Source organism: Brevundimonas sp. (assembly GCF_018608325.1).
GTDB lineage: Bacteria > Pseudomonadota > Alphaproteobacteria > Caulobacterales > Caulobacteraceae > Brevundimonas.
Window position 1 is genome coordinate 1 of record NZ_JABAZW010000113.1, and the last position, 13,600, is coordinate 13,600.

At 65.4% G+C, this 13,600-nt stretch carries 13 protein-coding genes and 2 tRNA genes; 4 read left to right on the forward strand and 11 right to left on the reverse strand.

What is annotated here, in order from left to right; translation table 11 throughout:
- Positions 1 to 107 precede the first annotated feature (107 nt).
- Both QZ281_RS11280 and QZ281_RS11285 read right to left on the reverse strand, forming a co-directional pair.
- Positions 108 to 181 (reverse strand) — tRNA-Gly (locus QZ281_RS11280).
- A gap of 79 nt (positions 182 to 260) precedes the next feature.
- A tRNA-Tyr gene (locus QZ281_RS11285) sits at positions 261 to 344 on the reverse strand.
- Between the two features lie 310 nt (positions 345 to 654).
- Here QZ281_RS11285 and rlmB point away from each other — a divergent pair.
- Genes rlmB through QZ281_RS11300 form a run of 3 tightly spaced genes read left to right on the forward strand, consistent with a single transcriptional unit; the run spans position 655 to position 2,574 of the window.
- On the forward strand, positions 655 to 1,377 hold the full coding sequence (gene rlmB, locus QZ281_RS11290) for a 23S rRNA (guanosine(2251)-2'-O)-methyltransferase RlmB (protein WP_292228403.1): 723 nt from the start codon (positions 655 to 657) through the stop codon (positions 1,375 to 1,377).
- A gap of 31 nt (positions 1,378 to 1,408) precedes the next feature.
- The gene (locus QZ281_RS11295) at positions 1,409 to 2,233 is read left to right on the forward strand and encodes a TerC family protein (RefSeq protein WP_292228405.1); all 825 of its coding nucleotides are present in this window, start codon (positions 1,409 to 1,411) and stop codon (positions 2,231 to 2,233) included.
- Positions 2,230 to 2,574, forward strand: a complete 345-nt coding sequence (locus tag QZ281_RS11300; protein ID WP_292228407.1) for a rhodanese-like domain-containing protein — start codon at positions 2,230 to 2,232, stop codon at positions 2,572 to 2,574. The genes QZ281_RS11295 and QZ281_RS11300 overlap by 4 nt, the downstream gene beginning before the upstream one ends.
- 12 nt (positions 2,575 to 2,586) lie before the next feature.
- Here QZ281_RS11300 and QZ281_RS11305 read toward each other — a convergent pair whose 3' ends face one another.
- From QZ281_RS11305 to QZ281_RS11330, 6 genes are all read right to left on the reverse strand, one after another.
- Complete coding sequence (locus QZ281_RS11305) at positions 2,587 to 3,300, reverse strand: 2OG-Fe(II) oxygenase family protein (protein ID WP_292228409.1); 714 nt, start codon at positions 3,298 to 3,300, stop codon at positions 2,587 to 2,589.
- Between the two features lie 25 nt (positions 3,301 to 3,325).
- Positions 3,326 to 3,910: a hypothetical protein gene (locus tag QZ281_RS11310; protein ID WP_292228411.1), complete on the reverse strand. Its 585-nt coding sequence runs from the start codon at positions 3,908 to 3,910 to the stop codon at positions 3,326 to 3,328.
- 2 nt (positions 3,911 to 3,912) lie between these two features.
- The gene (gene metG, locus QZ281_RS11315) at positions 3,913 to 5,619 is read right to left on the reverse strand and encodes a methionine--tRNA ligase (protein ID WP_292228412.1); all 1,707 of its coding nucleotides are present in this window, start codon (positions 5,617 to 5,619) and stop codon (positions 3,913 to 3,915) included.
- Positions 5,620 to 5,790: 171 nt separating this feature from the next.
- Positions 5,791 to 6,315 carry a YcxB family protein gene (locus QZ281_RS11320; protein WP_292228414.1) on the reverse strand — a complete coding sequence of 175 codons (525 nt, stop codon included), beginning with the start codon at positions 6,313 to 6,315 and terminating at the stop codon, positions 5,791 to 5,793.
- A gap of 962 nt (positions 6,316 to 7,277) precedes the next feature.
- Positions 7,278 to 8,591 (reverse strand): MATE family efflux transporter, encoded by a 1,314-nt coding sequence (locus tag QZ281_RS11325; RefSeq protein WP_292228416.1) that lies wholly within the window; start codon positions 8,589 to 8,591, stop codon positions 7,278 to 7,280.
- A 164-nt stretch (positions 8,592 to 8,755) separates the two neighbouring features.
- Positions 8,756 to 10,171: an aldehyde dehydrogenase family protein gene (locus QZ281_RS11330; protein WP_292228418.1), complete on the reverse strand. Its 1,416-nt coding sequence runs from the start codon at positions 10,169 to 10,171 to the stop codon at positions 8,756 to 8,758.
- A 93-nt stretch (positions 10,172 to 10,264) separates the two neighbouring features.
- Between QZ281_RS11330 and QZ281_RS11335 the strand changes: the two genes are divergently transcribed.
- Positions 10,265 to 11,158 carry a LysR family transcriptional regulator gene (locus QZ281_RS11335; protein ID WP_292228420.1) on the forward strand — a complete coding sequence of 298 codons (894 nt, stop codon included), beginning with the start codon at positions 10,265 to 10,267 and terminating at the stop codon, positions 11,156 to 11,158.
- A gap of 6 nt (positions 11,159 to 11,164) precedes the next feature.
- Here QZ281_RS11335 and QZ281_RS11340 read toward each other — a convergent pair whose 3' ends face one another.
- The 3 genes from QZ281_RS11340 to QZ281_RS11350 all read right to left on the reverse strand — a co-directional run.
- Complete coding sequence (locus tag QZ281_RS11340; protein ID WP_292228421.1) at positions 11,165 to 11,563, reverse strand: DUF1489 domain-containing protein; 399 nt, start codon at positions 11,561 to 11,563, stop codon at positions 11,165 to 11,167.
- 119 nt (positions 11,564 to 11,682) lie between these two features.
- On the reverse strand, positions 11,683 to 12,099 hold the full coding sequence (locus tag QZ281_RS11345) for a hypothetical protein (RefSeq protein WP_292228423.1): 417 nt from the start codon (positions 12,097 to 12,099) through the stop codon (positions 11,683 to 11,685).
- Positions 12,096 to 13,600, reverse strand: a 1,505-nt coding sequence (locus QZ281_RS11350; RefSeq protein WP_292228425.1) for a biotin/lipoyl-containing protein, incomplete at its 5' end; no start/stop codon positions are given. The genes QZ281_RS11350 and QZ281_RS11345, both read right to left, overlap by 4 nt.

The window sequence follows — 13,600 nt, forward strand, 5'->3', positions numbered from 1 at the left end:
CAATCGTGCCGATGTTGCAGTGCGGCTTCGTGCGTTCGAACTTTTCCTTGGCCATGGCCAAACTCCTGATGGCCCGGGTTGAGGGGCGCGATGCTGATCTAAAAACCTGGAGCGGGTAGACGGGATCGAACCGACATCCTCAGCTTGGAAGGCTGCTGCACTACCATTGTGCTATACCCGCGCGGAGACTGCGGAAGTTCCGGGGAACGCCGCAGCCGATACCTCTCCGGCGCCGTGATCCGCAGTTCTACAAAGGCGCGTGGTGGGGGAAGAAGGACTCGAACCTTCGAAGCTTACGCAGGGGATTTACAGTCCCCCCCCTTTGCCACTCGGGACATTCCCCCAGCGCGCCTTGTTGAACCGCCGGACCCTTTGATCCACCCCTAAATTAGCGGGATGAAACAAAAGCCTTCGGCTTGTCGCCTCCTCTGCAGTAGAGGGGGCGCCCAGACCCGAAAGCCCGTGGGGCTCCAAATCGGAGGGCGTCTTATAGTGTCGTCGAAAACAGAACGCAACGACCGTAAAAGCGGTAAAAAACAAATCCTCGGAAGTCGATCTTCCGGCCCTCGCGAAAGGGGCGAAAAGCCCGCTGCGCAAGGGTTTGCCGGGCGCAGCGACGCCCCCCGAACACCCCGTTCGGGCGACCGCGGCAAGGTGGACGCCGATAATTTTCTTTGGGGCCGCCATCCGGTTTTGGCCGCTTTGGCGAATCCCGCCCGTCGCGGAACGGGTCGTCTTCTGGCCACGCCGGAGCGCGCCCAGGAGATTGAGGACGGCAAACTGGCCCATGGCCACCGAATCGAGACCGTCGATATCCAGACCCTGACCCGGATGCTGCCCCCCGGCGCGGTCCATCAGGGGCTGGCTTTCAAGGTCCAGCCGCTGGAAGGCGTGTCGCTGGAAGACCTGGCCGAACCGGCTGAAGGCGTCATCGTCATGCTGGACCAACTGACCGATCCCCAGAATGTCGGCGCCATCTTCCGCTCGGCTCTGGCCTTCGGCGCGCGGGGAATCATCGTGCAAGACCGCCACGCCCCGGCTCTGGCGGGTGCGCTGGCCAAGGCGGCGGTCGGCGCCACCGAACGCCTGCCCCATGCGCGAGTGACGAATCTGTCGCGCGCGCTGGAGCGTCTGGCCGATCTGGGCTGGCGCGCGGTCGGGCTGGACGGCACGGGCGAACAGACGCTGGAACAGGCGCTGGACCGCCAGCCCACGGTTCTGGTCATGGGATCAGAAGGCGACGGCATCCGTCGTCTGGTCGCCGAGCACTGCGACGTGCTGGCGAAAATCCCCATGCCCGGCGGGTTCGAGAGCCTGAACGTCTCCAACGCAGCGGCTGTCGCCCTGTATGAAGCGGCCCGCGCGCAACGCGGCTGACAGAAGGTCGCACCGGGGGTAGAGAGCGGACATGGATTTCCTCTCCTCCCCCGAACTCGCCAGCCAGGCCACCGCCCTGGGCCAGGTCGTCCTGATGGATCTGGTCCTGGCGGGCGACAACGCCGTCGCCGTGGGTCTGGCCGCCGCCGCCCTGCCCCAGGACCAGCGCAAGAAGGCCATTCTGATCGGTCTGGCCGCCGCTGTAGTCATGCGAATCGGGTTCGCCCTGATCACCGTCCAGCTTCTGGCCCTTGTCGGCCTGTTGCTGGCGGGCGGTCTGCTGCTGCTGTGGGTCTGCTGGAAGATGTGGCGCGAGCTGCGCGAACAGGCCACCCACGATCAGGCCGAGGCGGAGGCCGAGCTGCAGTTGGCCCTCAGCATCGAACACGGCACCGGCCCCTCGCCCGAGGAACTGGGCGTGAAGCGCAAGTCGTTCGGCGCCGCCCTGCTCCAGATCATGATCGCCGACATCACCATGTCGCTGGACAATGTGCTGGCCGTCGCTGGCGCCGCGCATGAGCATCCGTGGATCATGGTCTTCGGTCTGGTGCTGTCCATCGGCCTGATGGGCGTCGCCGCCACCTATATCGCCAAGCTGCTGCATCGTTTCAGCTGGATCGGCTACATCGGTCTGGTCGTGGTTCTGTATGTCGCCGTCCACATGATCTGGGATGGCGCGCGTCAGGTGATCGTCCGCACGGGCCATATGGAGCAGTTCAACGCCGCCGCACCGGCCTTCCTCGACATCACCCCCAAGGAGGCCGCCAAGCACATGCGACACAATCAGGCGTCGTCTGATTCGGCCCCACCGCCTGTCGACCTGCCCCCGCCCGCCGCACCGGAGCCCACTGCATGACCGTTTCCACCGTCACCGCTGAAGAAGCCGCCGCATGGCTGCAGTCGGGCGAAGCCATTCTGATCGACGTGCGTGAACCTGACGAATATGTCGCCGCCCACATCGACGGCGCCGTGCTGGCTCCGCTCAGCCAGATGCCCGCCGCCTGGGAGGCGCTGGACCTGCCCGCCGACCGCAAGATCATCGTCATGTGCCTGAAAGGCGGCCGCAGCCATCAGGTCTGCGCCTTCGTCGGCCCCACGGCTGCGGACGGCCAGCCCCTGTTCAACCTGACCGGCGGCATCCAGGCCTGGCACGCCGCAGGCCTGCCCATCATCTTCGCCGAAGAAACCGGGGCCTGATCCGTCCCGGCCCTACGCCCCGCGTAACCAGCCGGTGACCGAAATCCGGTCCGCCGCCGCTGACAGAGCTACCTGTGTCACCGAATGAGGTGACGGCACCTTCAACAGGTTCAGGGTGTTGAAGCGCGGCGTGAAGGCCTCGGCCACATTGCCGTCTGTCCCGTGGAAGGCCAGAAGGCCGCCCCACTCGATCCGCCACACCGGCGTGAGGTTCAGCACATAGGCGAAGAAGCGGTTCTTGCCCTGTGCATGATCATCATGCTCGGTCAGGAAATGGCCAGTGCGGTAACGGGTCAGTTGAGAATCGGCCAAAGCGATGCGCGCCTCACCCGTCACATCCCGCATCAGGCCAAGGAATTCCTCGCCATTCAGGAAGGCCAGCAGATCGCGCCAGATCGGCGCCGCCTGCCCTGCCTGAACCAGATCATAGATCGGGTGATTGTCGTACAGATACTGAAAGTCGTTCTGGGCCGAGACCTGCACCGCCTCTCCCAGCGCCTGCTTCTGTCCCGGCTGCAAGGACGCCAGCCAAGCGGCGGGCAGGTCCACATGGCCCGTGCCACGCCGCGTCACGACATTATATTCCGCTGCGGTGGCCGCCCCATGCAGGGCCTGAGCATCCGCCGCCGCCAGCACGGCGTCGATCTGCGCCCGCCCGGTCCGGGTCAGCCGCTCGCGAATCGCTGCCCGCTGCGCCTTGGATTGATGCGTCAGTCTCGGCGTCATCGTCTGTCTTTCCCCCAGTCGCCAATCAACGCAGCGATTCGCAGGCGAGGGTTTCCTGAATCAGGCCCTCGACGCCGAACAGGGCGACCGACGTTTCGCCGTGTACATCGTCACTGATCTCACCCCGAGCGAAGCGGACCTCGTTATACTCGTGCGCCTGCCAGGCGATGGCGTGGGCGGTGGCCAGATAGCGGATGCGTTGCGACCGCACTGTCGCCGCCTTCGCACGCTCGAAAAAGATCGGGATCGAATACTGGGCGCCGCGGATGCGGGACCGATCCGCCAGACCAGAGGCCTTCGCCTGCGCCCACTCGTCCCGGCACCCGTCGGTGACGCCCAGCACCGCACCGCCGGTGCAGGAGCCCAGACGACGCATCTGCTCGTATTCCGCCTGGCTCAGAGGCGGCGCTGATGCGAACGCCCGTTGCAGCTGTTCATTGATCTGCTCCAGACGCGCATCCAGCGGCCTGTCCCCGACACAGCCTGTCTCCAGCGTCATGTCCGGGCCTGTCGCCGCCGTCGCGGCAGGCTTCGTCGTCTCACAGCCGGAAAGCAGGACGGCCCCGGCGAACGCAGCCGCCCCCAAGACCATCCTGCCCGGCAATCTCATGATCAGCTTTCCGCGCCGCCGAACCGTTCGGACCATTCCGCCACCTGGGCGTCCTCGATCTTGGTGAACAGCACGCCCTGCGGCTCGACCTTCTGACCGACCTTCAGGCTGTTCAGCAGATCAGCATCGGCGACAGGCCAGCTCAGGTCCGTCTCACCGACCGAGGCCGCGATGGTCGGGGCGGTGAACGGCAGGATCGGCGCCGCCAGACGCGCGAACAGGGCCACCAGATTCAGGCCGGTGCGCACGCCCACCGCCGCCCGGTCGCGGTCAGTTTTCAGCGCGGTCCAGGGCGCGGCTTCCTGCAGATATTCGTTGCCCAGAACCCAGGCGGCGCGCACGGCGGCGCCCGCCTTGCGGAACTCCATCGCCTCGAACTGTTCGGTCGCCTCAGCCAGGGCCGCACGCAGGTCCGCCTCCAGCTTGGCTTCCAGCGGCCCGGCCTCGCCGCCTTCCGGCACGACGCCGTCGAACTTGGATTCGGCGAACTTGACGATGCGGTTGACGAAGTTGCCCAGCACGTCGGCCAGGTCCTTGTTGATCGCCCCCTGGAACTGCTCCCAGGTGAAGGCCGCATCCGAATGCTCGGGGCCATAGGCCGTCAGATACCAGCGCCAGTAATCGGCCGGCAGCAGCTCCAGCGCCTGATCCATGAAGACCCCGCGCTTCATCGAGGTCGAGAACTTGCCGCCGTACCAGTTCAGCCAGTTGAAGGCCTTCAGCTGGTCGACCGTCTTCCACGGCTCGCCCGAGCCGATGATGGTGGCGGGGAAGCTGACGGTGTGGAAGGCCACATTGTCCTTGCCCATGAACTCGACATAGCTGACGTCCTCGGCGCCCTTGTCCAGCCGCCACCAGGATTCCCAGTCGCCGCCATTGGCCTGCGCCCACTCCTCGGTCGCGGCGATATATTCGATGGGGGCGTCGAACCAGACGTAGAAGACCTTGCCCTCCATGCCCGGACGCGGCCCGCCATCAGGGCCGACCACCGGCACGCCCCACGATAGGTCGCGGGTGATGCCTCGGTCGATCAGGCCTTCATCCAGGTGTTTGTTGGCGATGGACTTGGCCAACGGCTGCCAGTTTTCACGGCTGTTCACCCAGGCGCGGATTTCCGGCTCAATCTTGGTCTGCAGCAGATACAGGTGGCGCGTGTCGCGCACTTCCAGGTTCCGCGATCCCGACACCGACGAATAGGGGTTGATCAGGTCGGTCGGGTCCAGCAGCCGCCCGCAGTTGTCGCACTGGTCCCCGCGCGCCTTCTCATAGGCGCAGTGCGGACAGGTTCCCTCGACATAGCGGTCGGGCAGGAAGCGGGCGTCGTCGATCGAATAGATCATCCGGTCGACCCGTTCCTCGATCAGGCCGTTCTGCTCCAGAACCTTGGCGAAATGCTGGGTCAGGCGCTTGTTCGGCGCGTTCGACGACCGCCCGAAATGATCAAAGCTCAAACCGAAAGCGTCGGCGGCCTGCTTCTGAACCTCATGCTGTTCGTAGCAATAGGTGCGCACGTCCTGCCCGGCGGCGGCGGCGGCCAGCTCAGCCGGAGTGCCATGCTCGTCGGTGGCGCAGATGAACAGGACCTCGGTCCCCTGCCCGCGCTTGAACCGCGCCCAGACGTCGGCGGGCAACATCGACCCGGCCAGATTCCCAAGGTGCTTGATGCCGTTGATGTAGGGCAGCGCCGAGGTGATGAGGATGCGGGCCATGATCGTCCAGTCGTTCGGGGAAGCCGTCGGATATAGTGCGACGAATCCGAAACGTCACCTTTGACTTGCCGAGGCGGACCGCCTTGACGCCTGCGTCACATCACAGCGCGACAGAGGGGCAGCCGGGATGTCGCCTTTTGGGAGCGCACCCCTAGCCCGCAGCCGACCCTTTCAGACTTTGGCGGTGTCCGTTTTATTCCCCACAAACTTTGTGGCGTCTGGGCTTCTCGCCCGCGCTGCATCCGTCATCCGCGATATCGCTTCGACAATGAAATCGCGTTCGGCCTCGGGAGTTTTGAAGAAGCGTCGCGGGAGAACCATCGCGCTGCTCTGGACCAGAAAAACCCAATATTTTCGGGTTTGGTAGAGGTCTGTCACACAAGACCAGCGGGCGTTCATCGTCAGGTCCGCTAGATCATATACCAACGCATCAGCGGTCAGGCGAAGCGTCAGAGCCTGCTCGTAAGCTTGACCACGCTCGACGAGTGCTTTTCGCATTGACGGTCCGGCAAGCCGCTGGACGATCACCATCCCCACACCGAGACCGAAAATGGCTAGCTCGACGGACATTATTGCGGCGCGCCATGAGCCCGATGCCCATGCCCCCAGTGGGATGCCAACGGCCATCATGCAGACAAAAACGATAGCCTTCATCTGACGCGGAGACACCCCTCGCCGAGCCTTGACGTAAGCCATGGCGGTTGCGCTTTCCCCGACAGCAAGAACGCCTGACGCTTCCATAATATTCCCTTCAACAGACACCGACGAACGCTAGCTACGCAGGCCGGGAGAGACACCGGCTAATTTGCGTGTTGCGATCACCGGTTGAGCCCCCTTAGCCGACATCTATAGCGCCCGCTTACAGATCTTGCGGCCACACCCGGTTTCAACACCAAAGTCTGCAACCGCAATCGCCCCGTCGCACACCTTCGCGGCTTGAACACCGACGGCTCCAGGGTGATGATCGTTCCGGGGGAACTGCGATGCTGGGACGAGACGCCTTCCTGTTAGTCGCCACGACTTCGGTCGCGAGCGTGTTGATCGTCTACGCGGCTCTTCGGGAGACTCCGTTTTTTCCTGCCTCCTTCCAGACCACCGTCGGCGAATGTCCCGAGAACCGAGGCTTCCCCGCTCATCGTCGGCCGATCCTCGAAGATCATGAAGCCTCATGGTTTGGCGGTCAGTTGATGGACCTACGTGAGGAGCCGCTCACACGGAAAGACGCAGGCCGACCGTCACTCCGGTTCTCAATTTTGAATGACGGATACCTTAACGTCACGGTCCGGGTGACAAAGGTCGAAGGGGGCCGCCTCCACCTTACTGCGAAGTGGCCACACAGCCCGTCCATCTGCGCGGACGAAAAAGGATGTGTCGTAGACAAGCTGCTGTCGCCCGCGGAGCAAGCACGACTGGAGGCCGCTATGGAACCTTTGCTGCATGTGCCGTCCTATGGCTGTTACGGCGGGGCCGACAGCTCCAGATCCATATTGGAGGCCAGAGACGGGGACACGTATCGGATATGGCATCAGCGATCGACCCCGACCAATGATCTGCACGCAGCCGCTGACGTCTTTCTCAAACTTGGCGAGTGGCCGCTCGCCGATGAGTTTCAACGTGCCCGCTGACTGACATCCTTCAAGCAGCGCGGATGAGCCACCTCACCCCGCCGTCTTCACTATCGGCGCCCGCCGCGCCACGTGCAGGAACCGTCCTGTCAGCAGCACGCCGGAGATCAGGCTGGCCACGACCACAGACCAGACGATGCCGTCGACGCCCATCCGGTGCGCCAGCCACCAGCCCAGCGGGATCATGATGATGCCATAGGACAACAGGTGCATCAGCGTGGGCCAGACGACGTCGCCTGCCGCACGGTTGGCCTGGGCCGCCACCACCTGCTGGGCGTCGGCGACGAAGAACAGGGTCGCCAGAACCAGAGCAGGCGCGGCGATGGCCAGGATGGCGGGGTCGGTCGTATAGGCGCTGACCACCGGCCGCGCGGCCAGCCACAGGCCGACGGCGATGATGAAGGCCAGAACCGTCACCACCCCGATGCCCAACAGGCCGCTTCGCATCACGCCCGGCATGTCGCCTGCGCCATAGGCCCGCCCCACCAACACCGCCGTCGCCGACGACAAGCCCATCGGCACCATGAAGACGATGGCGGACACATTGATGACCACGGCCCAGCTGGCCGTTTCTGCTGCGCCCAACTGTCCGGCGAACAGGGTCATGGCGGCGAAGGCCCCGACCTCGATGAAGTTAGACGATCCCGCGCCGACGCCGACGCGGATCTGCTCCACCTCGACCGAGCGGTCGCGCTTCGGCTTGGCGAACAGGCCCCAGGCCCGCGCTTCCGGCAGACGCAGGATGAAGATGACCAGGAAGATCGCCAGCGCCGTCCGCGCCCCGAACGTCGCCCAGGCCGAGGCCATCGCCCCATGCAGGCCGATGCCCAGCATGTCCGGCACCAGCACGATGTTCAGCGCCAGATTGACCGCATTGGCGACCCACATGGCGACCATGCCCGCCTTGGGCCGGTGCAGGCCTTCAAGGAAGAACTGGGCCGCCACCGAAATCAGATAGGCCGGCATCGACAGGGCGAAGACCATCAGCACGGGCGACGCGCCCTCGCCCAGCCCGTCCTCCAGCCCCATGTGCATCAGGCCGAACGGCCCCAGCAGCATCAGGCCGATCATGGAGACGATGCCGATCTGCAACGCATAGACCATGCCCCGGCGCAGGACGGCGCCGACCTCGTCGCCGCGCCCTTCGCCTCTCAGGCGGGCGGTCATGACCTGCACCCCCATCATCAGCCCGACCGCCGTGGTCAGCACCACCGAAGACGGCGCCCAGGCCAGAGAGTGGAACGCCAGTTCGCGGCTGGCGTAGTGGCCGACCACGATGGCGTCGGTCAGGCCCATGGTCATGATGCCCAGACGCGCCAGCACCACCGGCCAGGCCAGGGTGGTCAATTCTTTAAGTGTGGAACGGGAGGGGGCGCTGAGACTGAACATGGGACGCGGCACAGGCCATGGGCGGGCGCCGGGGTCAACTCCCAATCGGTTTGTGGTCTTTCGACAGGCGAACGCCCGCCCGCATCGCTGCGGACGGGCGCGGCCCAGTCATTGATCCGTGCTCAGACCAGAACGGCCTTGGGCTCCAGATAGGCCAGCAGACCGGCGACGCCGTTCTCACGGCCGATGCCCGACTGTTTGAAGCCGCCGAACGGCGCACGCGGTTCGTGCGGGGCGCCGTTGATGACCACCCGTCCGGCCTCCAGTTGCGCCGCCACCCGGCGCGCCCGGTCCGTGTCGGACGACAGCACATAGGATTGCAGGCCGTAGCTGGTGTCGTTGGCGATGGCGACGGCCTCTTCTTCCGTCCCATAGGTGATGACGCTCAGCACCGGGCCGAAGATTTCCTCACGCGCGATCCGCATGTCGTTGGTCACATCGGCAAAGACGGTCGGACGCACGAACCAGCCTGCATCCTGACCTTCGGGCCGTCCTTCACCGCCGACCAACAGGGTCGCCCCCTCTTCCTGGCCCAGCTTCAGATAGGACTGGACCCGGTCCCATTGCTTCCGACTGACCATCGGACCGACGGTCACCTCCGGGTCGTGCGGATCGCCCGCCTTGACCGCTGCGACGGCGGCCTTGATCTTCTCCAGCGCCTCAGCCTTGCGGCTTTCGGGGATCAGAATGCGGGTGCCCGCCACACAGGCCTGACCGCTGTTCAGGAAACCGGACCCCACCACCGCGGGCATGACCGCGTCCAGATCGGCGTCGTCCAGAATGATCTGCGGCCCCTTGCCGCCCAGCTCCAGCGTCACCCGCTTCATCGTATCGGCGGCGGCGCGCAGGATCGACTTGCCCACGGCGGTCGAGCCGGTGAAGGTCACCTTGGCCACATCGGGGTGCGACGTGAACTCGGCGCCCACCACGTCGCCGCGCCCGGTGACGATGTTGAACAGGCCCTTGGGCGCATCGACTTCATGCAGAGCCTCCATCACCACCTGGGTCTGGATGGCGCTCATCTCGCTGGGCTTGATGACGATGGTGCAGCCTGCGGCCAGAGCCATCGACATCTTGGCGGTGATGAAGCTGGCGTTGCTGTTCCACGGGGTGATGCCCGCCACCACGCCCAGAGGCGTCATCCGCACCTCGGCATGGCCGATGACCTGATCGAAGTCATAGGATTCCAGCGCCTCTGCGGCCTCAAGGAAGTTGGTTGCGGCCATGCTGGCCATCCATTCGACCCGGCCCCGGGGCGCGCCATACTCCTCGACGATGGCGTCGATCAGGTCGTCATGGCGGGCGGCGACGGCGTCATGGAACCGGCGCAGCAGGGCGATCCGCTCCTCTTTCGTGGTGCGCGACCATGCCGGCAGGGCGCGCTTCGCCGCCGCCACCGCCGCCCGCGCATCCTCGGCGTCGCCCAGACGCACCGTGCCGATCACGGCCTCGGTCGAGGGATTGAACAGTTCGAACCGCTCTTCGCCGTGCGGGGTGACGAAGGCGCCGTCGATATAGACCTGATTGATGTCGCGCATGACTGATCTCCTTGTAGGAGCCGGGATGTAGCGCCGCGCCATTGCCTGTATAAGCCATCAAAACCGACACGAACTGTCCCGGAAATCCGAACAATGAACCGCAGCGGCCTGATCGAACTGGAAGCCGTGGTCGCCGTGGCCCGGCGCGGCGGCTTCCGCGCCGCCGCCCGCGATCTGGGCATGTCCTCATCCGCCCTCAGCCATGCCGTTGGAGCGCTGGAGGCGAGGCTGGGCGTGCGCCTGTTCGACCGCACCACCCGCAGCGTGGCCCTGTCGGCGGCGGGCGAGCAGTTCGTGGCCCAGGTCAGCCCGGCCCTGGCCCAGATCCACACTGCCATCGAGGACGTGGACCAGCACCGCGACCGCCCCTCCGGCACCCTGCGCCTGAACACCTCGCTCGGCGCCGCCCGCATGGTGTTCGAGCCGCTGATCCTGGAATATCTGCGCCGCTATCCTGAAATGAAGGTCGAACTGGTCACCGAAGGCCGCTTCATCGATCTGGTCGAGGACGGGTTCGACGCCGGGTTCCGCCTGCAGGAAAGCCTGCCCGCTGACATGGTGGCCATCCCCTTCAGCCGCACCATCCGCTCCATCGTCGTGGGCTCACCCGCCTATTTCGACGGTCGTGAAATCCCGCGTGTGCCGCACGACCTGCTGAAACACGACTGCATACGGATGCGGATGGCGTCAGGGGCCATCTATCACTGGGAGTTCGAAAAACGCGGCGAAACCATAGACATCGACGTCCCCGGCCCGCTGGTGCTGGACGAGATGTCGTTGATGCACGAGGCTGTTCTGGCGGGCGTCGGCCTGCTGCTGGTCGCGGAACAGACCGTCGCCGACGATCTGGCCGCCGGGCGTCTGGTTCAGGTGCTGGATGACTGGACCCCGGCCTATCCGGGCCTCAGCCTCTATTACCCCGGCCGTCGCCACGCCCCGGCGAAACTGCGGGCCTTCATCGATCTGGTGCGTGAAAAGGCCAGTTGACCGGCTCTACCAGGCGCCCAGTTCACGCAACTGCCGCACCAGTTCGTCCGGCGCCTCGCCTGCATCCAGCGCATCGATATCGGCGGGCGCGTCCTTGGGCTCGAAATAGCGCCAGCCCTGAAACGGCCTGCGCGCCATCGGGGCGGTGCGGATCACCCTGGGCTCCAGCGTGATCTCGCAGCGGCTTTCCTTGCCCTCGCCCAGCGTCGTGATGTCCACAATGGGCTGGCGGCAGGCGACGCTGCCCTTGATCACCCAATACAGGGATCCGCCATCCTCGATCTCGGCCGCCCGCTTGGGCGTCATCCGGGTGTGAACCACCAGAGGCTGGCCGCTGGCGGCCCGTGTCTCCAGCCATTCGACGTCGGACACCCCAACGCAAAGCTTGATCATGTGAAGCGGCATGTCGCCCACCTAGTCGCGCACGACCGGAATGGCCAGACCCGGTCTGCGTCTCTTTCAGCATTGGCGAGGCATCACACGTCCGGCGGGCCGTTCGTTCTCCAAGGCCAGGCCCGGAGATTCTAGTCCTGATCTGCGCTGATGTCGGCCACCACGTCCTGCATGACCATCTGCATGACGCTCAACGACGGAGCCAAGGACTCCATCGCACAGCGAACCCCATGCTCCTCAACCAGTTGCGCCCTCTCCTCGGCCGTAAGCTTGCGCCGATAATCACCCAGCACCTCGCCCCACCGGCGCAGTTGTCCTCGACCGACGATCTTGCCGATGTAGTAACTGGTCGAGGTTGCAAGTGCGACTTTGTCTTCCTCGCTGGAACTGCCAGTCATTTCCATCGCCACGACAACACAGGCCATGTCCGCCAGATCGGGCACGCCGAATTGAACGGTCTCAGGCGCGGACACCTGCTTGGCCGACTGGGTTTCCAGAGGCGCTGGGCTGCCGATCAGGGCTGCAGCGGCCAAAACGGCAATGATCATGCAACGTCTTCCGCTACCTTCACCACCGCCAGAACGGTCGCTTCCGTGACCTGATCCCCAACGGTGGACGAGATGCTCTCGACCACCCCGTCGAAGGGCGCCGTCAGGGCGTGCTCCATCTTCATGGCCTCCAACACCACGACCGGCTGCCCCTTGGTCACGACATCACCCGCCTTGGCCGGCGTGGCGACGATCTTGCCCGGCATGGGCGCGCGGAGGCTGCCGTCAGACACGGCCCCGGCATTGCCGCCCCGCGCCGCACGATAAGGTGTCACCCGACGCGCCTCGCCATCGACGAACAGCACGAACCCATCGTCCACCGCCTGATAACCGAACAGCCGGTCCCCGGCCTGAACCTGATCGAACCCGACGTGAGCCAGTTCGCCCTGCGGCCCGCGCCAGCCCGTCTCGACCGGCGTCACCGGGGCCGACACGCCCTGCCCGTCCACATGGGCCCAGACCGTCGTATGCGGCGCCGCATTCAGCCGCACGCCATAGGACAGACCCGGCTGTCCGCCCCACGGACTGAACCGATCCGCCCTGGCCTCGACACCCTGTTCCGCCGCTTCTGCGATCAGGGTCAGGGCCGCCAGCGTCGCCTCGTCCGACGGTTGCGGCTGCAAGGCCACGTCGCCCGCCACAAAGCGCGGATGCACCAGACAGCGTTTCAGGAAGCCCGCATTGGCCTTGACCGGCCAGACCTCGACCTCGCCCGCCGCCTCGGCCAGACGCGCCGCCGCCGCCTCGCGCGTGTCCTCATGCACGATCAGCTTGGCGATCATCGGGTCATAGAACTGGCTGACCTCGCCGCCCTGCTCCACGCCCGTGTCGACGCGGATGCCGTCCGGCATGACGAAATGCTCCAGCTTGCCTATGGAGGGCAGGAAGCCGTTGGCCGGGTCTTCCGCATACAGCCGCGCCTCCATGGCCCAGCCGTTCAACTGGATCTCATCCTGCTTCAGCGGGATCGGCTCGCCCGCCGCCACGCGGAACTGCCATTCGACCAGATCGACGCCGGTCACGCTCTCGGTCACCGGGTGCTCGACCTGCAGGCGGGTGTTCATCTCCATGAACCAGACGCCGTCCGCCTTCAGCCCGTCAGAGGCGTCGGCGATGAATTCGATGGTGCCCGCCCCGACATAGTTCACCGCCTTGGCCGCCTTGATCGCGGCCCCGGTCACAGCGGCGCGCACGGCCTCGCTCATGCCCGGCGCAGGCGCCTCTTCGATCACCTTCTGGTGGCGACGTTGCAGCGAACAGCCGCGCTCGTACAGGTGGACGACATTGCCGTGTTTGTCGCCAAACACCTGCACCTCGATGTGGCGCGGGCGGGTGATGTAGCGTTCGATCAGCACCCGGTCGTCACCGAAGGCCGCGGCCCCCTCGCGCTTGGCGCTGGCCAGACCGGCGGCGAAGTCAGCCGGGTCGTCGACCCGCTTCATCCCCTTGCCGCCGCCGCCCGCAACCGCCTTGATCAGCACCGGATAGCCGATGGTATCGG

Excerpts from the sequence above, each read along its gene's own strand:
- QZ281_RS11330 (WP_292228418.1), bottom strand. The coding sequence starts at position 10,171 with ATGCGCGACATCAATCAGGTCTATATCGACGGCGCCTTCGTCACCCCG.
- QZ281_RS11310 (WP_292228411.1), bottom strand. The coding sequence starts at position 3,910 with ATGAGATTGCCGGGCAGGATGGTCTTGGGGGCGGCTGCGTTCGCCGGG.
- QZ281_RS11300 (WP_292228407.1), top strand. The coding sequence starts at position 2,230 with ATGACCGTTTCCACCGTCACCGCTGAAGAAGCCGCCGCATGGCTGCAG.
- QZ281_RS11320 (WP_292228414.1), bottom strand. The coding sequence starts at position 6,315 with ATGGCTTACGTCAAGGCTCGGCGAGGGGTGTCTCCGCGTCAGATGAAG.
- metG (WP_292228412.1), bottom strand. The coding sequence starts at position 5,619 with ATGGCCCGCATCCTCATCACCTCGGCGCTGCCCTACATCAACGGCATC.
- QZ281_RS11340 (WP_292228421.1), bottom strand. The coding sequence starts at position 11,563 with ATGCCGCTTCACATGATCAAGCTTTGCGTTGGGGTGTCCGACGTCGAA.
- QZ281_RS11305 (WP_292228409.1), bottom strand. The coding sequence starts at position 3,300 with ATGACGCCGAGACTGACGCATCAATCCAAGGCGCAGCGGGCAGCGATT.
- QZ281_RS11335 (WP_292228420.1), top strand. The coding sequence starts at position 10,265 with ATGAACCGCAGCGGCCTGATCGAACTGGAAGCCGTGGTCGCCGTGGCC.
- QZ281_RS11345 (WP_292228423.1), bottom strand. The coding sequence starts at position 12,099 with ATGATCATTGCCGTTTTGGCCGCTGCAGCCCTGATCGGCAGCCCAGCG.
- QZ281_RS11295 (WP_292228405.1), top strand. The coding sequence starts at position 1,409 with ATGGATTTCCTCTCCTCCCCCGAACTCGCCAGCCAGGCCACCGCCCTG.